The following is a 24,722-nucleotide window of genomic DNA, read 5'->3' on the forward strand; positions in this document are numbered from 1 at the left end:
TTATGTTCGACAAATTCAGAAATACACAATCTATTTTCATTCAACCGTGACTGATTTTGCTAAATTACGAGGCTGATCAACATCTGTACCTAATAAAACAGCCGTATGATAAGCGATTAACTGAATGGGGAGAGCATAAATAATAGGAGCAATAAATTCTGGAACATCTGGCAAAATAATCGTTGATAAAGTCTTAAGACAAGCTACTTCTGCGCCTTTTTTATCGGTGATTAAAATAATACGACCATTGCGCGCAACCACTTCTTGCATATTAGAAAAAGTCTTTTCAAACCACCGATCATAAGGAGCCACGACAATAACGGGTATTGTCTCATCCACCAACGCAATTGGCCCATGCTTCAACTCACCCGCAGCATAACCTTCAGCATGAATATAAGAAAGCTCTTTCAGTTTAAGAGCGCCCTCCAAAGCAATTGGATAAGAAGTTCCACGTCCCAGATAAAGAACACTTTTTGCGTTCACCAAATCACGACAAATAGATTCAATTTCACTCTCTAATTTTAAAACCTCATTTAAAATACGGGGAACTTCTGCCAACTGTTGAACCAATTGCTGTTCCATTTGAACCGAGAGGTAGCCACGTTGTTTCGCAGCACTAAGGGCAAGTGAAGCAAGCGTTGCCAATTGACAGGTAAAAGCTTTTGTTGAAGCAACACCAATTTCCGGTCCGGCAAGTGTTGGGAGAATAAAATCAGCCTCCCTTGCCATTGTTGATTGCTTAACATTCACAATTGTGGCTGTTTTTACACCCCGCTCACGACAATAACGCAAAGAAGCCAATGTATCCGCTGTTTCACCGGATTGAGAAACAAACAATGATAACGCATCGGACGTTATAGGGAGCTCACGATAACGAAACTCCGAAGCAACATCATTATCAACACTTAACGCGGCAAATTTCTCAAACCAATAGCGTGCAACTAAGGTTGAATAATAAGCCGTTCCACAACTCGCAAAAAGGAGACGATGAATATTTTTCCAATCAATCAAATTTTCAAAAGCGCGAACGGTATAATTTCCAAGATCAAGATAATGTGCCAAATTATGAGAAATCACTTCAGGTTGTTCAAACATTTCCTTGTGCATGAAATGACGATGATTCCCCTTAGAAATCAATAAGGATTCTTCAAGTAATGTTGTCACAGAACGTTTTACCGGTTGATTGCTTCCATCGTAAATTGTGACGCCTTCCCGTGTGATAACAGCCCAATCCCCATCTTCCAAATAGCTAATATGATCAACGAATGGAGCCAAAGCAATAGCATCTGATCCCACAAAAAATTCATCTTTTCCATAACCGATTGCCAACGGTGGACCAGAACGAGCCGCAATCATAAGATTATCTTCACCTTCGAAAATAAGAGCCATAGCAAAAGCTCCCTGCAACCTTTTCCAGCTGGTACGCATAGCTTCTTGCGGAGAAAGACCACTTTTTAATGCACGCGTTATTAAATGTGCAATAACTTCTGTATCCGTCTCTGTTTCAAAGATATAACCATCCTCGATGAGTTCCTTTTGCAATTCTACAAAGTTTTCAATAATACCATTATGAACAACCGCAAGCTTTTCAGTCACATGGGGATGCGCATTGCGCTCAACAGCAACACCATGCGTCGCCCAACGGGTATGGCCAATCCCTAAATTTCCTTCCAGAGGTGTTTTTTTTAATTTTTCTTCTAAATGAACAAGCTTCCCCTCAGCACGGACACGATACAGATGCCCATTATAGACTGTTGCCACCCCAGATGAATCATACCCTCTATATTCAAGACGTTTTAACCCCTCAACCAAAGAGGATGCAACACACCTCTTTCCAAGAATTCCAATAATTCCACACATTAAAAAGCTCCAACCCACATCTTAAGATTCAAATCTTATAAAACAATCCAACAGCCTTTATTTAAAACGACAAATAATAAAATAACTCAAACATAGCGTACGGCAATCTCTAAGAATAAACCTCTTATCCATGTTAGATCGGCACAAAACAAAGAAATAGACTGAAAAATGATCATTTTTTCTGTTTATTTTCTGACAAGTTGTTCTCTAACAAGCGCGCCCGAAATTTTGTTGCATAGCCCTCTTTTATAACCTGTCGTGCACGCCCAAAAGCCATACTGTTCATAGGAATATTTTTAGTAATAACACTTCCTGAAGCAATATAAGAGCCATTTCCTATCTCCAATGGAGAAACAAGTGCCGTATTAGATCCAATAAAAGCATGATCACCAATCACGGTTTTATATTTGTTAAATCCATCATAATTACATGTAATCGTACCAGCCCCAATATTGGTGTGTGCACCAATTTCTGTATCACCAATATAACTTAAGTGATTTATTTTAGAAGATTCCCCTATCTTAACCTGTTTGACTTCACAAAAATTTCCAACCTTTACAGATTTTGCTAACTCTGTTCCAGGACGCAAACGTGCATAGGGACCAATCTGTGCATCTTGACCCACCACAGCACCTTCCAGATAACTAAATGCACGAATAACAGCACCAGATTGTACTTTCACGCCTAATCCAAAATAAACATTTGGTTCTATCACCACACCTGATTCAATTTCTGTATCATAAGAAAAATAAATTGTTTCTGGTTTTAAGAGTGTAACACCCGATAACATTAAATCGCGCGCTTTACGTTTTTGCCACAAAGAATCGGCCCTCGATAGCTCAAAACCATTGTTAATTCCTACAACATTTTCAAAAGGGACCTCAATAACACGCACATCTAATCCTTCACGCGAAGCAAGAGAAGCAATATCTGTTAAGTAATATTCTTTTTTCAGATTATTATTCTCAACCTTCTCTAAAAGAGAAAGTGCATGTTTTCCACGTATAGCGAGTATTCCCCCATTACAAAAAGAAATCTTTTTTTCTTCATCACTTGCGTCTTTTTCTTCCACAATCGCGATCAATTGACCATTTTTCTCGAGAAGGCGCCCATAACCTGTTGGATCTTGGGTATGAAAGCCTGCAAACACAACATCGGCTCCATCAGCAAGCTGTGCACGCATTTGATGCAATGAATCTTGCTGAATGAGAGGTGTATCCCCAAAAACAATGAGAACATCATCCMCCCCCTTTTGCAAAGCTAAACGAGCCGATAAAACAGCATGCGCCGTTCCTAAACGCTCTTTTTGTTCAAAAATCATCACATCTTTTACGAATGATTGAACAACGTGTGTAACCTCTTGAGCACCACATCCCACAACGACAGCTACTTGCGAAGATCCTGCCAATTCTATTTGTTTTAGAACGTGGCATATAAAAGGCAATCCAGCAATTTTATGAAGCACCTTAGGCAGAGGCGATTTCATACGCGTCCCCTCACCAGCAGCAAGAACAATAGACAGACAACTTCTAACCATAAAAACACATAAGACTAACGAGAAAATCCAAAAAAGTTCATAATATCGTGCCAACGAATATTTTCAACATAACTCAACGAAGGATAATGTTCTAAAAGCCAAAATGAAAGATCCTGCATAGAGCCTGTTAAAAATAAAACCCCTGTAAGAATAAGAAAAACACCAATAATTTTTTCAACTTTTCCTAAATGAATACGAAAAGCTGCTAAAAACCGCATAAAACGACTGGAAAATAAAGCTGTCAACACAAAAGGAACAGCAAGACCTAACGCATAAACTGCTAATAGAATAGCGCCCTCGCCCACAGTTTCTTTTGTTCCAGCAAGCGTTATAATAGGCCCTAAAATGGGACCAATACATGGTGTCCAACCAAAGGCAAAAGCTAAACCAATAACGTAAGCTCCTAAAGGACCAGCAGGTGTTTTACCCGTCTGAAAGCGCGCCTCACGAAATAAAAAAGAGATCTTGAAAAACCTCAAAAAATTTAAACCAAAAATAATAATGATAATTCCAGCAGCAAGTGCAAACCAATCACGATAATAACCGATGAACTTACCAATGGTACTTGCACTCGCACCCAAAGCAACAAAAATAGTGGTAAACCCGAGAACAAAAGCAATAACAGAAGACAATAAAGCCCGCCGTATAAAGACTTTTTCATCAGGTTTTTCTGAACGAAAGTCATCAATACCAACCCCAGCCATATAGCATAAATAAGGAGGAACTAATGGTAAAACGCATGGCGATAAAAAAGAGAGTGCCCCAGCAAAAAACACACCAACTGTTGAAATTTCAATCAAAACGCACAAACCCCATCTTTTATTCACGGTTTAGTTCCATGAACAACGATCAATCTATATCTTCATCAATCCGTTGCATATTTTGTTCATTTGCCACCACACTTATATCTTCATCATGACCAGAAACGACAGAAAAAACCTTTTGATAAATTTTATCTTTATTTTTAGCAATTGCAATATACTCTCCCTCTGCTAACACGAGTGAAACGTAAGCACCAACCGTTTCATAAACGATATCACCAGAATCATTGGCAAGAGACCAACTTGTATCTGCAAGCGCTTCCCCTCCTTCTTCCCGTACCAGCTTTAAAACAATCTGAGCCGCCTGATGTTCAAGGGTAACTTCTGTCATTTTACCAGCCTCCACTTGAATATCCGAACGTGCCGTCGCATTAATGGAACCATAATGGGAAGCAACATGGTAGCGTCCAGCTTTTAAACGCACAACAGATTGAGGCTTAACATTTGATAAAATTACCCCCGTATCATCATTTTCTTTTTCATCCTCATAAATCGTGAAACGAAGTTCCTTTTCATTGATAATACCATTGAGCAGTGTTGCATTTAAAATAAGACCACCAGCCTCAAGCTGAAAGTTTTTCACCAAACTTTGCCCATTTTCTAGACGAATACGGCCCACAGCACTCACATGACCAAATGAGACATGAACAAGATAACTTCCAGGCTCTAAATCAAAATGTGCACTTCCCCCCTTATAGGTTGCCACTAATGGTAATTTATTATCAATCCCTAGAATAGGGGCATAAACCCGCCAGACAAGTCCTTTCTCAATATCTTGACGGCTATTTGTTAATCGAGCATTTAAAATGAGTTGTGCCTGAGATGTTAAATTCTCTTTTTCCTGCTCTTTTGACTTTACAATAAAACTCCGTGACTGTCCCAGCTGCTGATCTACTCCTTCCTCACAAAAAGCACAGGGGCTCCAGATCAATAAAGTGAGCACCACGCAGAATCGCACACAGCCGCGCATTATTTTTATAAGGCTATCCATTTTTATATTGTTGACCAACATGATATTTTTTTCAAGAAACAATATCGCAATGCCCCCACTCTCAAATTGAAAAACTTACACCACAACCACACGATGAAACAGCATTAGGATTATGGATTTGAAAAGACTGCTCCATAAGATCATCAACAAAATCGATCTCAGCGCCTTCCATAAAAGGAAGTGAGAGTGAATCAATAAACACCGTTGCCCCATCTTTTTTGAGAACGAGGTCATCTTTACACATTTCAGAAACCAAGTCATATTTATAAGAAAAACCAGAACACCCACCGCCTTCAACAGAAATACGTAATGCGATTTTATCGGGTTCGCGCAAAAGTATCTGTACAATTTGCTTAGCAGCAGCATCTGAAATTTTCACTTTCATTTTATATATCCTTGCATTAAGCCATCAAGAAAGAGTATCCCATTATTATAAAGAGAAGTTTATTCATCATAAACCACCCTCAATTTTAAGATGATAATGGACAGCTTGCAATGGATATAGGCACGATCAACTTCAATTACCAATCTCGAGCCGTCTACAGTGCTCATCCGCAAACAAGCCGTGGTCGGTTATTCCATGAAACGATGAGCTCTACACGCACACCTTTTCAACGAGATAGAGATCGTATTATTCATTCTAATGCATTTCGGCGTCTTAAACATAAAACGCAAGTGTTTATTGCTGATGAAAGCGACCATTACCGTACCCGCCTCACCCATTCCATAGAGGTTTCTCAAATTGCACGAACCTTAGCGCGTGCCCTGTGTGTTGATGAAGATCTTGCCGAAGCCATTGCCCTTGTTCACGACTTTGGGCACACGCCTTTTGGTCATGCAGGAGAAGAGGCTCTTAATGAAGCCATGACTCATTATGGTGGCTTTGACCATAATGCACAAGCCTTACGCATTGTTACAAAACTAGAACAGCGCTATGCAAATTTTGATGGACTGAATCTTACATGGGAAACTCTCGAAGGACTTGTCAAGCATAACGGTCCCCTTTTAGGTCCTTATGCTAAAAATAAAGAGGTTCCTAGCGATATTTTACAATACAATGCAAAGCAAGATCTTGCACTCGATTGTTTTGCAGGACTAGAAGCACAATGTGCTGCGATTGCAGATGATATCGCATACAATGCCCATGATATTGATGATGGTTTACGGTCACAATTTTTAACACTCGATCAATTTGAACACGTTTCACTCACAGCAGAACTCTTAAAAGATATAACAGATGAGCATCCCCACCTCGACCAAGCACGATGCGGTTACACACTTGTACGAAGACAGATAACAACCATGGTTGAAGATGTCATCAAACAATCGCATGAAAACTTAGCACGCATCAAACCAACCAGCATAAACGATATTTACCAAGCAAAACAAACTATTGTGACCTTTTCACCATCGATGACCGTTTACGAAAAAGAACTAAAAAACTTTTTATTTAAAAATCTTTATTACCATGAACAAGTTCTTAGCCGTCGCAATGCAGCAAAATGCATTGTACAAAAATTATTCAATTGTTATTATGAAAATCCAGATACAATGCCTGAAAGTTGGTGCAAAAAAGCAGTGCACTTAAAAAATCAAGAGTTAGCACGTCTGATTGCTGACTTTCTTTCAGGCATGACTGATCACTATGCTCTACGTGAATATCATCGTTTGTTTGACCATACAGATCATTTCGTTTAATGGCTTTTGAAATCATCATGGAAGCTTAATATGAATATCTTTAAAAACTTCGAAAATAAAATTAAGAAATCAATTGAATCATCTGATTTAAAAGGAAAAAATGGAGAAGATTTAGATTTATCAAAAATCACCGTTGATCCCCCCCGTGATTCCTCCCATGGTCATTTATCAACCAATGCTGCTATGGTACTTGCAAAATCGATTGGGCTCAGCCCCCGCGTACTTGCAGATAAAATCATAGAATTGCTTAAAGATGATTCCTCCATCGAAAATATTGGTGTTGCCGGTCCTGGTTTTATCAATATCAAGCTTACAAAATTATTTTGGCAAGATGCTATAAAATATATGCTTGAACTAGGCCTTTCTTATGGTCGTATCCCTATGGGACAAGGAAAACGTATCAATGTTGAATATGTCTCAGCAAATCCGACAGGACCCATGCATGTTGGACACTGTCGCGGAGCCGTTGTTGGAGATGTTCTCTCTAATTTGCTGCAATTTGCGGGCTATAACATTACGAAAGAATATTATATCAATGATGCTGGTCAACAAATCGAAGTCCTCGCTCACTCCGTACTGCTGCGCTATCGTGAAGCTCTTGGACAAAAAATTAATGAAATTCCAGAAGGACTCTATCCTGGAGAATACTTGATACCATTGGGTCAATCGCTAGCTCAAGAGTTTGGTGACCAACTTCTCACCATGGATAAAAATGAATCCTTATCTATCGTGAAAGAACGAGCGATTCATGCAATGATGTCCATGATTCGCGAGGATTTGGCTGCTCTTAATATTTATCATGATATCTTTTTTTCTGAGCGAATGCTTTACGCAGATAATGCCCGCGCTATTCGTAACACCATTAACGACCTCACTTTAAATGGTTATATCTACAAAGGAAAACTCCCCCCTCCAAAAGGGCAAAATATAGAAGATTGGGAACCAAGCGAGCAAACTTTATTTCGTTCAACAAATGTCGGTGATGACCAAGACCGTGTTTTGATCAAATCTGATGGTTCATATACCTATTTTGCTGCTGATGTTGCTTATTTTCGCGATAAATTTAATCGTCATTTTGACGAAATGATTTATATTCTAGGAGCAGACCATGCAGGCTATGTAAAGCGGCTAGAAGCCATGGCAAAAGCAATTTCTGGAGATAAAGCCAAATTAAGTGTTTTCTTATGTCAATTGGTAAAACTCTTTCGCAATGGTCAACCTGTACGCATGTCAAAAAGAGCAGGATCATTTGTCACTCTAAGAGACGTTGTCGAAGAAGTTGGTCGTGATCCAGTGCGTTTTATGATGCTATACCGCAAATGTGAAGCGCCTCTTGATTTTGATTTTGCAAAAGTAACAGAACAATCAAAAGATAATCCTATCTTTTACGTACAGTATGCAAATGCACGTTGTCACTCAGTCTTTCGTCAAGCACAAGAAGTGCTTCATATCGAAAGTTTTTCAAATGATATATTGATCACCTATCTTCATCGACTAATAGATGACAATGAAATATTATTAATACGCAAACTTTCTGAATATCCGCGTATCATTGAACAAGCCGTCATTCATAAAGAACCTCATCGATTAGCATTTTATCTTTATGACCTTGCCTCCTGCTTTCACACCCATTGGAATAAAGGAAGTGAAAATCTCAATTTACGCTTTATTCAGCCTCATGATAAAGAGTTATCCTTTGCAAGATTGGGATTAATACAAGCCGTTATCAATATTTTATCATCAGGACTTAGCATCATAGGAGTCGAAGCCCCAATAGAAATGCGTTGAAAAAGTTCTATAAATACATACAATAGGTACTTTATTCGTAAACTTTTTCATGTATCCTTGCATGAGAGGGGAAAATTTATAATTTTAATATAATAAATCAAAATCAACCATTGATTGCATGCAAGTGCAAATCATTATGTGAGAAAAGCTATGAGCGATAATGATCGCAAAAATCCGCACGAAACAAGACAAGATCATGAACACCATGATCCTTTAGAAAGACTTACGCGCATTTTTAATCCGACCAAACAAAGCGGAAATCAAAATGAACACGCCTCTTTAGAGACAGATCGTTCAACATCTCATGCCAAAGCATCATCCTATGATGATGATTTTGATTTGTCTTTTCTAGAAGAAGAACTTAAAAATAATTTAACATACGACTTACCGTTTGATGATCAAAAAAAGCAATGGAACTTGCATGCAACCAGCAACGCAACAGCCTCAGATATCGCACAAACCGGTTCTTTCAACCATTCACAACAAAATAATTTATCTGCAGAGAGATATTCTTCACAAATCAGTCATGATGAAGAACGAATTTTAGACGCGCTTTCTCCATTACCAATCCAAAAGAATCAATTACCTCAACAGAAAAAGACAGTAACAAGTGCTGATCCTTTTTTTGAAAAACGTAATTTTATCCCACAATCAGAAACAGAAAATTTCTTTTTTGATGAATCTGAAAGACGCGAAAATAAGAGAAACGAAACAGAAACTGTTGAACAAACTAATTATTTTTCACAAAAAAACTCACAACAGCCTGAGACTGCGAATGTACAAAAAACTTATGATGACAATCAAAGCTTCTATGATACTTCTATAAACCATCTCTATAAGATTTCAGCAGCTCAAGAAAACTGGGGCCCAAAAGATCATATGCCAAAAGATCATACGGATGCTTCCTCTTCTCCGGAATCAAATGAATTTTTCCCATCTTCCAACTTTGTGTCAGAGAGACAAAACACAGAAAGAAATCAAACAACGAGTGCTTTCTCTTCTCCTCTGGATTCACCACATGTTGACAGACAATCTCATTTAAAAGAATCTTCGCGAGAAGATTATACAACCAATTATCCTCATTTTTTTGAAGAAAATCCCACACAACAAGAAACGTATAGCGAAAAAGTTCGAACATATAACGAGGATCAAACTCAATACATCAATAAGGCTGAAAATGTCTCTAACCAAAACAGAGAGATTTCATATAACCAAAATAATTTAGACGAGTTTCTTTCCTCATCAGAACCTCTTAATACAAAGCAAACAGAGAGCTTTTTTGCCCATAACTATACACACAGAAATACGCCTCCACCCAATGTTGATACTTATAAATTCTCAGAAGAAATCGTAGAAAAAACAGGGCCTGTTATGGTTCCAGAAGTCCCGTATGAAGCCCCAGAATATGATGTACCAACAGGTGGTTTGGAAGAAGAATTTGCGGATGTACTCAATGTAGGAAATGTTCCCAAAAATGATTTTTCTCAAAAACAACAGAAAAACGAATCTTTTAATGAAATTTTTCATCAAACTATACAGAATTCAAAAGAAGGGGGTTATATAAACTCTAAAGAACAAAATACTGACTATTTTTCTGCTGCCAATATGGAATATAATTCTCCCTCTTTTAGCGAAAGTTCACCCTACACAAGTTCAGATGAAATCCCCACATATCCCTCAGCGCCTCCTCCTCTTAAAAGCCCTATTTGGGGTAAAATTTTCATCAAAGGTATTTTTCTTCTTATTTTAATAGCCGTTGGGTTTGCTGGTTATTCTCATTTTTTTATGCCATCACAGAAAAATGAAGAAATGGTCATTATCCACGCTGATAATACACCTTTTAAATTCAAACCAGAAACAACTGAAACAAAAAATGATGTTGCCCATAATTTAGATGTCTATAAACAAACGACTGGACAAAATGAAAAACAAGAAAATACACAACAATTCCTCATTGATAACTCTGAACAACCTGAAAATTTAGAAGGATTCAATCCAGAAGAATCTTCAAATATTTCATCATCTTCTTCAACTGAATCTGATGTCGAAGATGCCATTACACAAGCTATCAATCATACTGTTCCAACGCGAGAAGTACAAACCGTTATTGTCAATCCAGATGGTACAATGACACTCTCTCCCATGCATCAAACAGAGAGAAAACCTGCTGCTCAATCTGCAGAAACCGTTGATCAAATTCCTGACGAGTTTCAAGAGTCGTCCGTTTTTTCATCGCATGATTCCGATAGAAGCGACCAAGAAAATGATCATGATCTCAAAAATAATATTGATAAAATAATCGCCGAAAATAGTTCTAACGTGAGTATTGAAGAAAAATTTATTCCAATTCCTTCTCATGCAGAGAGAAATGCAGAAGTCGAAACGCACGCCCTATCACAAAATAGAATTGCACAACAAAATTCAGAGGGTTATTATGTGCAACTTGCCTCTCAACCAACGCATGAGTTAGCGAGAGATTCTTTGAAAAAGATGAAATCCAAATTTGGATTTCTTATCGGTACCCGCCCCTTAAATATTCAACCAGCTTTTATAGCAGGAAAAGGAACCTATTACCGTGTTCGTATTCAAACGCAGGACCGTAATGAAGCCATAATCCTTTGTGAAACCATTAAAAGTTCTGGTGGAAGTTGCTTCATCACACGCTAAACCAATCATGCAACGGTTGTTAAAACCGTTGCACGTTTTATTGTAAGGCTATTTATTCCCAGAATATTTAATGATTTATCGAAAAATTCAGAAATTAAAATTATCTCAATTTTTTTTCTTATGTATTTACGCTAACTTTATTCTTTAATCTGCGCTGATTTTCGCCTTATTTAAAAGATTGTGTTTACGAAAAAATCACTGCGTACTCTTATAGGTATAAGGTACAGGAGGGGGTGAATTTAAATCTTTTTGGGGCGTTGTTATGGTCTGGTTTGTTTCTGGAGTATTATAGCGTGAACTATGTTCAGGAGATTTTGCAAAAAAAGATCCTAAAAAACCAAAAATAAACCAGATAATAAACAGCGCAAGAAGAATAGCAAAAATACCCTTAGCGATTGAAACACGCTGTTCGCGATCTTTTCGCTCGGCAGCCATACGTTCTTCATATGTGTGATAATTTTTATCAATCATTGTGGATTCCTTTTCTCAATTCCCTTACCTTTAAATTTCAAGAAAATATGCATATATGAAATTATTCAGATACTTATTTTGAAAAAACGATAAAGAGAGATAAAGGTTCCAGTTTACTTCATAAAGTCAGAAAAAAGAGCTGAGAAGAGAATTAAAATATCTACCACAGTTTTTGAATTCTCTATAATAAAACATTGACACAAAGGTTTTGCTAATAATAGAGTTATAACCAAAATATCTCATTATTTTTATTAATAAAAAAATAAAACATTCTCAAAAGGTTTTTTTATGAAATCTCCCGTATCCTCACTTCCCTTTAAAATAGAAAAGCACCCATCACCTTTGTCAGAAGAAAAACGTGAAGAAATTCTAAAAAATCCTGGTTTTGGTCAATTTTTTACAGACCATATGTGTACTGTTCAATGGACTGAAGACAAAGGCTGGCATAACGCCGTTATTTCTCAATATAAAGCTTTAGAAATTAATCCTGCAAGTACTGTTTTGCATTATGGACAAGAAGTTTTTGAGGGCTTAAAAGCATATCGTGCAAAAGACGGACGCATCTTGCTCTTCCGTCCTGATGCCAATGCACAACGGTTTATAGAGTCAGCAAAACGTTTAGCCATGCCAGAATTACCAACAAATATTTTTCTGGATGCCGTTCATCAATTAGTAAAAGTTGATCAAAAATGGGTTTCTGATCATCCCAACGCTAGCCTCTATATCCGTCCATTCATGTTTGGCAATGAAAACTTTTTAGGCGTTCGCCCTTCTCAAGAATATCTTTTTTGTATCATAGCCTCTCCAGTTGAATCCTATTTCAAAGGAGAAGAAAAATCTGTTAGCGTCTGGATTGAAACAGAGTATAGTCGTGCTGGCCCAGGAGGGACGGGTGCTGCCAAATGTGGTGGCAACTATGCAGCCAGTTTACTTGCACAAAAAAGTGCAACTGAAAATGATTGTAGCCAAGTGCTCTTCCTTGATATGGTTGAACATAAATGGATTGAAGAACTTGGCGGTATGAATGTCTGCTTTATTATGGAAAATAATACACTCGTAACCCCTCCCCTTAATGGAACGATCCTTCCAGGAATAACGCGTCATTCAATTTTACAGTTGGCAAAACAAATGGGATTAACGATAGAAGAGCGTCCTTATTCTTTTGCATCGCTTCAAGAAGATGCAAAGAGCGGATATCTTAAAGAAGTTTTTGCTTGTGGTACAGCAGCCGTTGTCACAGCAATCGGCCGTTTCAGATATAAAGGAGAGGAATTTATTATCGGAAATGAAACAGTTGGAGAAGTCACAAAGCAACTTCGGACACAATTGGTTGATCTTCAAAAAGGGAATATAAAAGATCAAAATGGCTGGGTGCATTCTGTCCAGCTCTCATAATAAAACAATGTTTTTACATCTATAAATGCTTCCATGAAGATAGATCGATTTTCATGGAAGCGTACGCTCTAAAGTGATCTCTCTATTTTTTAGGAATAACAAAAAAACATTAATCAAATTTTGAATGATCTTTATGCTGTGCTTTGATATTACGAACTGTACCCGTATGAGAACGCATTACTAGAGTTTCCGTTTGAATGTAGCGAGGCGTGAATTTAACACCAGAAAGCATATTACCATCTGTTACCCCTGTTGCTGAGAACAAAACATCACCCTTTGCCATTTCTTCCATTGTATAAACCTTATTGGGATCACTAATCCCCATCTTGGCTGCACGAGAAATTTTCTCTTCTGTATCAAGCAGCAAACGGCCTTGCATCTGTCCTCCAATGCAGCGCAAAGCAGCGGATGCTAAAACACCCTCTGGCGCTCCACCAATCCCCATATAAAGATCAATACCTGTTTCTTCTGGATTAGTTGTATCAATAACAGCAGCAACATCTCCATCACCAATCAAGCGAATCGATGCCCCTGTCGCTCGCACTTGATCAATCAATTTTTCATGACGCGGTCTATCCATAATACAAACAGTAATCTGATTAACCGCCACTCCTTTAGCCTTAGCAAGAGCATGAATATTATCGGTAGGACAAGCATCTATATCGACCACTCCCTTTGGATAACCAGGACCAATAGCAATTTTGTTCATATAAACATCAGGAGCATAAAGGAGATTACCCTTTTCAGCAATTGCAACCACTGCCAAAGAATTGGCAAGATTTTTAGCACACAGTGTTGTTCCTTCCAGTGGATCAAGTGCAATATCGATCGCCAGTCCATTTTGAAGACCTACTTTTTCTCCAATATAGAGCATAGGCGCTTCATCCCGCTCACCTTCACCAATCACCACTGTACCCTCAATTGGCAATCGATTAAGTTCCCGCCGCATTGCATCCACAGCTGCTTGATCTGCAGCTTTTTCATCGCCACGTCCACGCCAGCGCGCAGCAGCAACAGCAGCGCGTTCAGTAACACGAACCAATTCAAGTGTCAAAATACGATCAAGTCCATTTAAAATCTTCTGAGTTGTGGGCATATGAAAAAATCCTACCGAATGAATACCAGAAAAAATATGAGTCCTTATTAAGCCTTAAGAATAAAGTTTTTGGCAAAGATGAAAACTTTCCACAAGAGATAAAAATATTCAAGTTTGTCTTATCAAGATAAGTTATCAATTCTCTGCCATACGTTCAATACGAATGAATTGAGATTTTGCCACAAGAAGTCCATCTTTTTCAATTTCTGCAAGTGCCTGTCGTACATTCACTTCTGTTGTTTCATGCGTGATTAAAATAATCGTTTTTTCAATCTGATTTTCTACAAAAGGCCTTTGAACAATCGACTCTAATGAAATGTGATTATCAGCCATATGCTTTGCAACCGCAGCAAAAACACCAGCACGATCATGAACATTTAAACGAATAAAATAACCACCTGCATGATGTGAAATACGTGCTTTTTTATGAGGAGAAAGTTCTAATGCTGGACGTCTTAAAACAGGAGCATAGTGAAAACCAGAACGCACTTTTGCTATATCAGCCAAATCACCAATAACGGCTGATGCTGTTGCCATTCCTCCAGCGCCAGGACCAGAAAACAGTAGTTCACCTAATAAATCGCTTTGAATAGAAAGAGCATTGGTTACACCATTGATCTGTGCAATCATTGAGGATGTTGGGACCATTGTTGGATGAACGCGTTGCTCTATTCCAGAATCCGTTTTTAATGCAACCCCTAAAAGCTTAATTCGATACCCCAATTCATCAGCCGCTCGGATATCAATTTGTGAAATATTATGAATTCCTTCAACATAAACATCCTCTAACGAAACAGCTGTCCCAAATGCCAAACTTGTCAACAAAGCTAATTTATGAGCCGTATCATTTCCCTCAATATCAAAAGTTGGATCTGCTTCAGCATAACCAAGTCTCTGTGCATCTGCTAAACAATCCTTAAAGGAAAGACCTTCCGTAAACATGCGTGTTAATATATAGTTACAGGTTCCATTGAGAATACCATAAATCCGCGATATGTGATTACTGACCAGTGATTCTCTCATCGCTTTAATAACAGGGATTCCCCCTGCAACAGCTGCTTCAAAATGAAGAAAAACACCCTTTTGTTCTGCAATTATAGCCAGCTCTACTCCATATCGAGCAAGAAGAGCTTTATTGGCCGTCACAACATGGTGTCCTGCCTCAAGCGCCCTTTTAACAGCAGTATACACAATATCCAATTCACCACCAATCAGCTCGACAAAAACGTCAATCTCATCAAAAGCAGCCATCTCTACAGGTGAATCAAACCATCTTATACCACTTAGATCAATTCCACGATTACGGCCTTTATCGCGCGCACTAACAGCAATGACTTTGATGAATCGCCCACATTGACAAGCCAAACTATTCGCTTTTTCACATAGAGCTTGAACAACTGAAGTACCAACCGTACCAAGTCCCGCCACACCAACTTTTAAAGCTTCTGCCATTATCTAACCACTGATCCCTATCTCTAATTGAAAAATCATTTAAATGATGTGCCACTCAACACAAAGAATACTGATACTATCAGGACAAAAGCCCCTCTGCTCTCTTCACTTTCATTTTTTCTAATAGAATTATCCCTGCCTATTCAAGCAAAATTCCTAAAAATACAAATATTTATTTCTTCAAAGATTTCATAACTTTTATAAAAAAATCTAATTTAGAATGAAAATCTGCAAAACGAATGAATGCGAGCTACCACAAAAAACTGCCTTGTTTTTAAAAAGTAAACTCTATCAACAAAGGATAGAAAAAAATCTCTCAAAAACAATCAATAACACGCAAAGGAATATTGAAAGTTTGATAGAAAAAAACATCTCTTCTAAATCAGCAAACATTAAATAAAAAACATTCTCTCATATGATACGTAAAGAAAATGGAAAAAATAAAGTAGATTAGTAAATAATACCACATTCCTTCCTACCATTATATAGCTTAAATTATCGTTCTTTAATGCAAAACTCTTAACGTTCCCCTATATAAAAACAGAATTTACATTAAAGTAAAAAACAAAAACTCATGTATCTACAGCATAATCCTAACACATTATAAATATTGAGAATAAATTTGTAAAATTCGAATATTTTACCTTAATTTATTGCTATCCCTTTGAAAACGAACGAATTGAAAGGACAAAAAACCTTAATCAACTCTTTACTTACACTGATTTATTTTCAAATAAATAACTTTCGAAAGATGCAAAAGAACAAATAAAAAGCATTTAAAGTTCTTACAATCATGTAAAAGCAAAGTTGAGAAAAAATAATTTTTAAGATATTTTATAAAACCTTCCCCATTATTTTTTAATTTTACCATACAGACCTTCTTCTTGTGAAATGAAACGAAAACTATGGCTTATACTTCAAAAGAAATTTTTTATGATTCGCGCTAGTTGTTAACTTGCTCATAAATATGGCTTTCTACTTCATAAATTATACGGTTTTGATTTATAACAAGCTCAAATGAGCAGCCTTCTTGTATAAAAGCTCTCTTAAGCAAGTTAAAAAATATTCATATGTGCAAGCATGAGACAAAAACGAACAAAAATATCATTCACTAAATATAATGTTTGCAGCAAAACTTTCTATCCCTCATGATAACCTCATATTTTTTCTACAAAGAATCTTAGAAAATAGAATGATCCAAACAAGAAACACTCAAAAATCATTCAATAAAGCACACTTTTTTCAAAAAAAATGCCCCAGAGGGCTTGCGAAGTAAAAAGATCCTCTCTATAAGCCTCATTATTGGTTTGCGCCCATCGTCTAGCGGTTAGGACATCGCCCTTTCACGGCGGAAACAGGGGTTCGATTCCCCTTGGGCGTACCATCATTCATTTTCTTCTATATAATATATTCGTTTTATTCATATTTTTTAAGGTACGGGGTGCTATAGTAAAAGTAAGGGAATAGCATTTCTAGAGAAACCCTTCGTAAAAAGGGTTCAAGAATCACCCTGTGATTAATTTATTTGTTCCATTTCAAGGATAGTTTTTTTTGCTTTGCACAATTAATAGCAACAAAATAAATTAGAAAGCTCTAGCTCGTTATAACGTGAATTCATGCATATGCTGTTAATTTTTACATTAAAATCAGCTATGTTCTTTATCCATCTTTTTCAACCTTCAAAATTGAAATTGGCTCCCACAGCGGCATTTTAGATGAATCATTCCTCATTACAGAGCCTTTGTATCATATTAAATTTTTCTATAAACAAGTAGTCCGCAATTTTAGAATCAAAAGGCGATCGAAAAATAGAGGATTCCTCACGCAAGAGAACAATTCAAGAAACCATAATTTAGAATACGATCAATTTATCAAAGAGTTAAATGGAAACTTTGATAATAAAAATACATCCCCTTGTTCCCTCGTGATCGACTTATTTTATCAATGAAACAGATTTTTATCAATTATACAATGATTATAGGTTTGCAAACACATCACTTCTTTTCAAAAATTAAACTCTTCAATAAAATTTTACACTCTATTGATCATATATTCTAACACCCATATTTACATGCCTTTTTCCCTTGTTTTTACTTTTCATTATAAACCTGAAAGTGCTATAAAGTAGTATCACTTAAAAGAAAAAGGACTTCTAATGGCAAAGATCAAAGTAGAAAACCCCGTTGTTGAGCTCGATGGGGATGAAATGACTCGTATCATCTGGAAATATATCAAAGATAAACTAATCCATCCCTATCTCGACATTGATCTCAAATATTATGATCTTTCCGTCGAAAACCGTGATGCAACCAATGATCAGGTAACGATCGATTCTGCCAATGCTATCAAAAAATATGGGGTCGGTATAAAATGTGCCACCATCACACCTGATGAAGCACGTGTTAAAGAATTTAACCTAAAACAAATGTGGAAGTCGCCTAATGGTACCATCCGCAATATTTTAGGAGGAGTCATTTTTCGTGAACCCATTATCTGTAAAAATGTCCCTCGCCTTGTTCCTAACTGGACAAAGCCAATTATTATTGGACGCCACGCTTTCGGTGATCAATATAAGGCAACAGATTTTAAATTTCCAGGCAAAGGGAAATTAACTATTAAATTTGTTGGTGATGATAATCAAGTTATTGAACATAATGTTTTTGATGCCCCAAGCGCAGGGGTTGCCATGGCGATGTATAATCTTGATGAGTCAATTCGTGATTTTGCCCGCGCATCTTTTAATTATGGATTACAGCGGAATGTTCCGGTTTATCTTTCAACAAAAAATACCATTCTAAAAACTTACGATGGCCGTTTTAAAGATATCTTTCAAGAGATATTTGATACAGAATTCAAAGATGAATTTGAAAACCGTCAATTATCTTACGAACACCGTCTCATTGATGATATGGTTGCTTCTGCATTAAAGTGGTCGGGTGGCTATGTTTGGGCATGTAAAAACTATGATGGTGATGTTCAATCTGATATTGTTGCCCAAGGTTTTGGTTCTCTTGGTCTTATGACTTCCGTTCTCGTGACACCAGACGGTAAAATTGTTGAAGCAGAAGCTGCACACGGCACCGTAACACGTCACTATCGTCAGCATCAAAAAGGTGAAGAAACCTCAACCAATTCTATTGCCTCTATTTTTGCATGGACCAGGGGACTAGCGCACCGTGCCAAACTAGATAACAATGAAAAATTAAAAAGCTTTGCCTCAACATTGGAAGAAGTATGTATTAAAACTGTCGAGGAAGGTTTTATGACCAAAGACCTTGCACTTTTAATCGGACCTAAACAAAAGTGGCTCTCTACAACAGGTTTTCTCGATAAAATTGATGAAAATCTCAAAAAAGCAATGGGCAATTAAGAAATAATTTAATTAAAATTCAAAGCTCTATGTAGAGCTTTGAATTTTTCTTGGAAAATTTAAAAAACTGCCTTATAAGTAAAAAGAGAGTAATTTTTATTGAACAGCAAAAACAGTGAAAAAACAAAGCTGGTCTGCGCTTTTATTGGGTAAAAATAGTGCTTGTTTTTTAACGTTTACAGGCGGAGTTGTGTTGCACGCCACCAACGTTTATATTGTTATTACTATTTTACCCTCTCTTATGAATCATATTGGTAGCGAGATATATTATTCTTGGGTAGCAACTGTCTTCATTACAGCTTCACTCGTGGGGACTTCGCTTGCGACAACAATATTAGGGAAATTAGGTCCTCGTAACGCTTATGTTATCTCTGGACTTATCTTTACCATCGGAACTTTTCTGTGCAGCGTTTCTTCATCTATGCCATTATTTTTAATAGGACGCCTTATTCAAGGATTTGGAAGTGGTTCTTTGTTATCCCTATCCTATTCCATGGTACGCATTGTTTTCAGCCCATCTTTATGGTCACACGCATTAAGTGTTATTTCCGGAATGTGGGGAATATCGACCTTGTTGGGACCAGCAATCGGAGGACTTTCTGTATATTATGGCTTATGGCGAGCATCCTTTTGGATCATTGGCATATTCGCTATATTCTTCTCACTCATCGCTTTTAAATTTTTACCCAAAAAGAATGAAAATAATGTTCCAATATCCCCTCTCCCTTTTCTCCAGCTTCTCACACTCACCTTATTGATTTCTATCATTTCTGTTGGAGGAGCTATGGAGTCAACAATGGCAAAAATTTGCGGGCTCGTTATCGGACTTAGTCTTCTTTTTGTTCTAGCAAAAATTGAATCATCCTCCCTTCATCCTATGTTGCCACACAAAACCTTTTCTTTTTCTTCTGAAATTTTTCCTGTTTACGCATTGATACTTGTTATGACAACAGTCATATATAGTATGGAACTTTATTTTCCACTCTTTCTTCAAGAGCTTCATGGTCAAGCGCCACTTGTTGCTGGCTATATAGCCGCACTTATGAGCCTAGGATGGACATGTGGAGCCCTCTCAAGTGTTGGTGTCTCCGCAAAAAAAATTCGCAATATCATCGTATACTCCCCCTTATTAAAACTGTTAGGCATTACTATTCTTTTATGGCTCATTCCAACAAAAGTTTCCACACTCCAATATATTTTTATTATTTGCTTAGCACTATTTTTTATTGGGATCAGTGCGGGTATAGCGTGGCCACATTTGCTCACAAGGGTCTTACAATGTGCAAATGATGAAGATGCTCTTCGTGCCAGTGAATCCCTCACCTCTGTACAGCTATTTTCAGCCGCCTTAAGTGCAACTCTGGCGGGAGTCATCACCAATCTTGCGGGTCTTTTTAATCCTGGAGGAACAATCGGAATGATCTTAGCGGCAAAAACGCTTCTTATGGTGCTCATGGGGCTTTTATTTTGTCTTGCTATTCCATTAGCGCTACGCATTTCTTACTGCATATTAAAAAAACCAACCCCAACAGAACATTCCAAGAATTAACAATAAATATAAAAATTCTTTCTTCATCCCCAAAAGAACAATATTAAGCATGCTTCTCCATGGACCATGAGACGCAAAAAATCATTAATCCACACAAAGTTAGAATACTCCCTAATACAGCTGTATACTCATAACTATAACCCAATTTTAAAACCAATGCTCCAATTTCTGCACCAAGAGCATTGGCAATATTAAAAGCAGACTGCATTAATGCTCCTGCCAAAATCTGTCCCTGTCGTGCAACATCCATAATTTTTGTTTGTATAGAAGGCATAGAAGCAAAAGAAGTCCCAACAAAAAAGCATCCTATTGCTGCTGTTAACGGAGCATAGGATAAAAAGAAAAAAAGAAAAAAAACAAATACACTCCAAAGCATAGAAAAAAATATCATCGGCGAAATGCCTATTTTAATAGCCAATTTAGGCCCCAAGAGATTTCCTGCCACCATCCCCAATCCAACTAAGGGCATGATAAATGGCACCCATTCAAGCGAAACACCAGAAATGTGCATGAGTGTTGACTTAATATACGTGAAAACAGAAAACAATCCTGAAGCTCCCACAGAAACCATTGCCAAAAGAAGCCACACCTGCTTTTGCCTTAATGCCCCCATTTCGCGTAAGGGGCTCGTTCTTGGAGAACTTGAATCGGAAGGCAAAAAATTCCAAATAAGAAAACAACACAATAAAGCAATTATCCCCACAAGGATAAAAGCAATTTGCCAACCAATAAGTTGACCAATCCAAGTAGCCCCTGGTGCTCCTAAAACAGTTGCAATGGTTAAGCCAAGCATAACAGATCCAACAGCTTTAGAACGTTCATTCATTTCCACCATTGAAGAGGCAACCATAGCTGCAAGTCCGAAATAGATTCCATGGGGAAGACCACTGAGAAAACGTAATACGACTAATATGCTAAAATCAGAAAAAAAAGCACTCGCAATATTTGCTAAGGCATAAAAAAGCATCAATCCTATCAAAACAGTTTTGCGTGATATCTGAGCTGTCGCAATAGCTAAAAGAGGTGCTCCAATCACAACCCCTAATGCATAAGCAGAAATATATTGACCCGCAATAGGAATATCAACATATGAACTTCTCGCCATCTCTGGTAAGAGCCCCATTGCAACAAACTCTGCAGTCCCAATAGCAAAGCTTCCCACTGCAAGAGCTAAAATTGCTAAACGCCGTATTCTCGAATCAATCCCCAATGCAAGAATGTTTTGTTTATGAGAATCCTTCATATCATCACTTCTGGATAAGATTTTTAGCTGTAGATATCTGTAATACGTAAAAATAAAAATTTAAAACATTGTTACGCACATGCCAAATCATTCCCAATAAAGTTTTAGAAACATCTATAAGCACTTTATGGAGCTCTCAGTAAAATTCTTTAATGAAGGATCTTAAAAAACTAACGGTTATAAATGTATTCAACTATTTTTATGAGCCCTGCCAGATAATAAACTCTGTCTCTTCTTTTCAGTCGTTTCAATTTTCCCCTAAAATTTTTATTTTAGAATGATGTAGCGCACACTATAAACAACTCTAAAATTTATCAAAGAATGCATTCCAAACGGGTAAGTAATATCTCATCATTATCTTGATACAAGTATAAAGATTCTCCACAATTTATTATCTCTTTGCTTTTATTACCTGAATTCTCACTCTCCAAATCGATAAGCTATAATTTCAACGCGTACGCCATCCTTATGCATTATCATAGAGTTTTTTTAAGTTTTCATGAAATAGTGCTTGATTTCTCCATTGATTAAATAGTCCTATTCTAGAGATATTCAGCCCTATCTCATCTTATAGATGGAAAAACATAAAATAGTTTTTTATCAAACTCACTATCTATAAATTTAAAATATTCACGTAATCTATTATGCTTTTTTTCATATAAATTTTATAGATAGAGCATAAAATAAATATAATAATTTATGATTAAAATATTAATGATATTTAATAAAATTATAACTATATTTTAAATATACTTATACTAAAATTTTAAAAACAAAATGTAAAATTATAACATTTTTAAATATAATGTTACTTTATTATTCTTTTAATTTTCTAATAATTTATCTATTCTTGTTTAGGTAATACATTTTTTACCTTTATCAATAAAAAACACAAAGGAACTCATAAAAATACAATTTTCATACTTCTTTAAGAGTTCGCTAACGCCTCATTAACATTGTTGCTTTAAACAGTCATCAGAAACAGAAACAAACTGTTTTTCTCCGGATCAGGTAGCGCGTACCGGAGTAACAGTTTCTGTTTTGTATGATAATTACAAAAAAATGTATGCCCCATAAAAGTAGCACTTTTACACTTTAAGATAGTGCAATTTTATATTTTGGGAAGATATTTATAATTTCATTTTGCGTAAAATTTGTAAGTAAAAAACAAATTCAATAACAAATAAAACGCAGTATTAGATGAATAATATTTTAGCGCCCTTGTGCCCACAGAGCACGCGTTTCAGCGCAAAAATCAGCATAACAGCCTTCTTCAATGGCATCACGAATTCCTTGCATCAATTGTTGGTAATAAAAAAGATTATTCCAAGTCAATAACATACCACCAAGAGATTCACCAGATTTGATCAAATGATGCAAATAAGCACAGCTATAATCATTTGCAGCCGGACAAAGTGACTGTGGATCAAGAGGATGAGGATCTTCTGCGTAACGTGCATTACGCAAATTAATTCTCCCAAAGCGCGTAAAAGCTAAACCATGACGCCCTGCACGCGTTGGCATAACACAATCAAACATATCAACACCACGCGCAACACTTTGTAAAATATCATCAGGTGTCCCCACTCCCATAAGGTAGCGTGGTTTATCTTCTGGCAAGATTGGACAAGTCGCATCCAACACTGCTGTCATAACACTCTGTGGCTCACCAACAGCAAGTCCTCCAATCGCATAGCCCTTTAAATCCATTTCTCTTAATGCTTGAGCAGAACGTTCACGCAGTTTCATATTATCACCGCCTTGAACAATTCCAAACAAGGCTTTATCTGGTTGATCACCAAAAGCTTTTTTACAACGTTGTGCCCACCGCAATGAAAGTTCCATAGCTTCTTCCATCTCTTTTTCCGTAGCCGGTAATGCAATACATTGATCCAACTGCATCTGGATATCCGCATTAAGAAGTCCTTGAATTTCGATAGAACGCTCTGGACTCATTTCATAGTAGGCTCCATTAATGTAAGAGCGAAAAATCACMCCTTTTTCGGTAATTTTTCGGATGCCCGCCAATGACATAACCTGAAAACCACCAGAATCGGTTAAAATAGGTCCATTCCAGCGTGAAAATTCATGTAATCCCCCCAAACGTGCAACACGTTCAGCTCCTGGACGTAACATTAAATGATAAGTATTCCCCAAAATGATATCCGCTCCAAGATCACGAATTTGGTCCATATACATAGCCTTAACGGTTCCTGCTGTCCCAACAGGCATAAAAGCAGGTGTACGAACACACCCCCGTCCAGTAATAATTTCACCTCGACGTGCATATCCATCTTGAGCAATTTTTCTATAATGAAATGTCTTTATCATCACTATCGTCTTTTTGATTTCATCAATGCATATCTCTATAGAAAGAAAAAAGACACCTCCCTTACGAGCATTGTCATAAACTTTATTAAATTAATTGTTGATTCGATCGATATTGTAACCAGCATAAAAAATTAAACGAGCTAAAAGAACATTTGTTGTTAAGAAATCACCATAATAAAGAAACAATCTGACTTTAGAAAATGGCAAAAATATCATACTTCAAATATTGATTTTTAACGCACCAAAGCCTTAATAGAACTGTAAAATTATTATCTCCAATAATCTCATCTTTACGTACTTTCATAAGCAATAATTTTGTACGAATAAAAAAATTTTAATCACATTGCACAACTTCCAATATTCTGAATTCTCATTCAATGTTCAAAATAATAAATTATCATTATAAACTAATGCATTGATATATAATGCAACTTATCTATAAAGTTATTCAGA

The 24,722-nt window shown here is 36.9% G+C and carries 16 protein-coding genes and 1 tRNA gene; 7 read left to right on the forward strand and 10 right to left on the reverse strand.

Annotated features, from left to right (window positions below; translation table 11 throughout):
* Window positions 1-36: 36 nt before the first annotated feature.
* From glmS to CER18_RS03705, 5 genes are all read right to left on the reverse strand, one after another.
* Window positions 37-1,860: a glutamine--fructose-6-phosphate transaminase (isomerizing) gene (glmS, locus tag CER18_RS03685; RefSeq protein WP_100128749.1), complete on the reverse strand. Its 1,824-nt coding sequence runs from the start codon at window positions 1,858-1,860 to the stop codon at window positions 37-39.
* Window positions 1,861-2,032: 172 nt separating this feature from the next.
* A complete protein-coding gene (gene glmU / locus CER18_RS03690) occupies window positions 2,033-3,397 on the reverse strand; it encodes a bifunctional UDP-N-acetylglucosamine diphosphorylase/glucosamine-1-phosphate N-acetyltransferase GlmU (RefSeq protein WP_100128789.1) in 1,365 nt (454 codons plus the stop codon).
* A gap of 14 nt (window positions 3,398-3,411) precedes the next feature.
* On the reverse strand, window positions 3,412-4,197 hold the full coding sequence (locus CER18_RS03695) for a cytochrome c biogenesis CcdA family protein (RefSeq protein WP_100128790.1): 786 nt from the start codon (window positions 4,195-4,197) through the stop codon (window positions 3,412-3,414).
* Window positions 4,198-4,246: 49 nt separating this feature from the next.
* On the reverse strand, window positions 4,247-5,230 hold the full coding sequence (locus CER18_RS03700; RefSeq protein WP_180299380.1) for a carboxypeptidase regulatory-like domain-containing protein: 984 nt from the start codon (window positions 5,228-5,230) through the stop codon (window positions 4,247-4,249).
* Window positions 5,231-5,270: 40 nt separating this feature from the next.
* Window positions 5,271-5,594, reverse strand: a complete 324-nt coding sequence (locus CER18_RS03705; RefSeq protein WP_100128750.1) for a HesB/IscA family protein — start codon at window positions 5,592-5,594, stop codon at window positions 5,271-5,273.
* 110 nt (window positions 5,595-5,704) lie between these two features.
* Here CER18_RS03705 and CER18_RS03710 point away from each other — a divergent pair, with 110 nt between their 5' ends.
* From CER18_RS03710 to CER18_RS03720, 3 genes are all read left to right on the forward strand, one after another.
* The gene (locus tag CER18_RS03710; protein ID WP_100128751.1) at window positions 5,705-6,907 is read left to right on the forward strand and encodes a deoxyguanosinetriphosphate triphosphohydrolase; all 1,203 of its coding nucleotides are present in this window, start codon (window positions 5,705-5,707) and stop codon (window positions 6,905-6,907) included.
* Window positions 6,908-6,937: 30 nt separating this feature from the next.
* Window positions 6,938-8,695: an arginine--tRNA ligase gene (argS, locus tag CER18_RS03715; RefSeq protein ID WP_100128752.1), complete on the forward strand. Its 1,758-nt coding sequence runs from the start codon at window positions 6,938-6,940 to the stop codon at window positions 8,693-8,695.
* Between the two features lie 150 nt (window positions 8,696-8,845).
* On the forward strand, window positions 8,846-11,362 hold the full coding sequence (locus tag CER18_RS03720; protein WP_100128753.1) for an SPOR domain-containing protein: 2,517 nt from the start codon (window positions 8,846-8,848) through the stop codon (window positions 11,360-11,362).
* Between the two features lie 195 nt (window positions 11,363-11,557).
* Here CER18_RS03720 and CER18_RS03725 read toward each other — a convergent pair whose 3' ends face one another.
* Window positions 11,558-11,833, reverse strand: a complete 276-nt coding sequence (locus tag CER18_RS03725) for a hypothetical protein (RefSeq protein WP_100128754.1) — start codon at window positions 11,831-11,833, stop codon at window positions 11,558-11,560.
* A gap of 288 nt (window positions 11,834-12,121) precedes the next feature.
* Between CER18_RS03725 and CER18_RS03730 the strand changes: the two genes are divergently transcribed.
* Window positions 12,122-13,228, forward strand: a complete 1,107-nt coding sequence (locus CER18_RS03730) for a branched-chain amino acid aminotransferase (protein WP_100128755.1) — start codon at window positions 12,122-12,124, stop codon at window positions 13,226-13,228.
* 109 nt (window positions 13,229-13,337) lie between these two features.
* On the opposite strand, the gene glpX is transcribed toward CER18_RS03730, so the two are convergent.
* A complete protein-coding gene (glpX, locus tag CER18_RS03735) occupies window positions 13,338-14,324 on the reverse strand; it encodes a class II fructose-bisphosphatase (protein WP_100128756.1) in 987 nt (328 codons plus the stop codon).
* 135 nt (window positions 14,325-14,459) lie between these two features.
* Window positions 14,460-15,776, reverse strand: a complete 1,317-nt coding sequence (locus CER18_RS03740; protein ID WP_100128757.1) for a homoserine dehydrogenase — start codon at window positions 15,774-15,776, stop codon at window positions 14,460-14,462.
* Window positions 15,777-17,085: 1,309 nt separating this feature from the next.
* On the opposite strand from CER18_RS03740, the gene CER18_RS03750 reads away from it, so the two are divergent.
* The 3 genes from CER18_RS03750 to CER18_RS03760 all read left to right on the forward strand — a co-directional run bounded on the left by CER18_RS03750 (window position 17,086) and on the right by CER18_RS03760 (window position 20,695).
* Window positions 17,086-17,160 (forward strand) — tRNA-Glu (locus CER18_RS03750).
* 771 nt (window positions 17,161-17,931) lie between these two features.
* Window positions 17,932-19,146, forward strand: coding sequence for an NADP-dependent isocitrate dehydrogenase (locus CER18_RS03755; RefSeq protein ID WP_100128759.1), 1,215 nt, complete (start codon window positions 17,932-17,934; stop codon window positions 19,144-19,146).
* Window positions 19,147-19,261: 115 nt separating this feature from the next.
* Window positions 19,262-20,695: an MFS transporter gene (locus CER18_RS03760; protein ID WP_100128760.1), complete on the forward strand. Its 1,434-nt coding sequence runs from the start codon at window positions 19,262-19,264 to the stop codon at window positions 20,693-20,695.
* A 43-nt stretch (window positions 20,696-20,738) separates the two neighbouring features.
* Here the strand turns inward: CER18_RS03760 and CER18_RS03765 are convergent, their stop codons facing one another.
* On the reverse strand, window positions 20,739-21,938 hold the full coding sequence (locus CER18_RS03765) for an MFS transporter (RefSeq protein WP_100128761.1): 1,200 nt from the start codon (window positions 21,936-21,938) through the stop codon (window positions 20,739-20,741).
* A 1,212-nt stretch (window positions 21,939-23,150) separates the two neighbouring features.
* A complete protein-coding gene (gene tgt, locus CER18_RS03770) occupies window positions 23,151-24,269 on the reverse strand; it encodes a tRNA guanosine(34) transglycosylase Tgt (protein ID WP_100128762.1) in 1,119 nt (372 codons plus the stop codon).
* Window positions 24,270-24,722: the final 453 nt, after the last annotated feature.

Origin of the sequence: Bartonella tribocorum (assembly GCF_002777915.1) — a bacterium.
Taxonomy (GTDB): domain Bacteria; phylum Pseudomonadota; class Alphaproteobacteria; order Rhizobiales; family Rhizobiaceae; genus Bartonella; species Bartonella tribocorum_A.

Excerpts from the sequence above, each read along its gene's own strand:
- CER18_RS03755 (WP_100128759.1), top strand. The coding sequence starts at position 17,932 with ATGGCAAAGATCAAAGTAGAAAACCCCGTTGTTGAGCTCGATGGGGAT.
- CER18_RS03710 (WP_100128751.1), top strand. The coding sequence starts at position 5,705 with ATGGATATAGGCACGATCAACTTCAATTACCAATCTCGAGCCGTCTAC.
- CER18_RS03705 (WP_100128750.1), bottom strand. The coding sequence starts at position 5,594 with ATGAAAGTGAAAATTTCAGATGCTGCTGCTAAGCAAATTGTACAGATA.
- CER18_RS03730 (WP_100128755.1), top strand. The coding sequence starts at position 12,122 with ATGAAATCTCCCGTATCCTCACTTCCCTTTAAAATAGAAAAGCACCCA.
- argS (WP_100128752.1), top strand. The coding sequence starts at position 6,938 with ATGAATATCTTTAAAAACTTCGAAAATAAAATTAAGAAATCAATTGAA.
- glmS (WP_100128749.1), bottom strand. The coding sequence starts at position 1,860 with ATGTGTGGAATTATTGGAATTCTTGGAAAGAGGTGTGTTGCATCCTCT.
- CER18_RS03725 (WP_100128754.1), bottom strand. The coding sequence starts at position 11,833 with ATGATTGATAAAAATTATCACACATATGAAGAACGTATGGCTGCCGAG.
- CER18_RS03720 (WP_100128753.1), top strand. The coding sequence starts at position 8,846 with ATGAGCGATAATGATCGCAAAAATCCGCACGAAACAAGACAAGATCAT.
- CER18_RS03740 (WP_100128757.1), bottom strand. The coding sequence starts at position 15,776 with ATGGCAGAAGCTTTAAAAGTTGGTGTGGCGGGACTTGGTACGGTTGGT.
- glpX (WP_100128756.1), bottom strand. The coding sequence starts at position 14,324 with ATGCCCACAACTCAGAAGATTTTAAATGGACTTGATCGTATTTTGACA.
- CER18_RS03765 (WP_100128761.1), bottom strand. The coding sequence starts at position 21,938 with ATGAAGGATTCTCATAAACAAAACATTCTTGCATTGGGGATTGATTCG.
- CER18_RS03700 (WP_180299380.1), bottom strand. The coding sequence starts at position 5,230 with ATGTTGGTCAACAATATAAAAATGGATAGCCTTATAAAAATAATGCGC.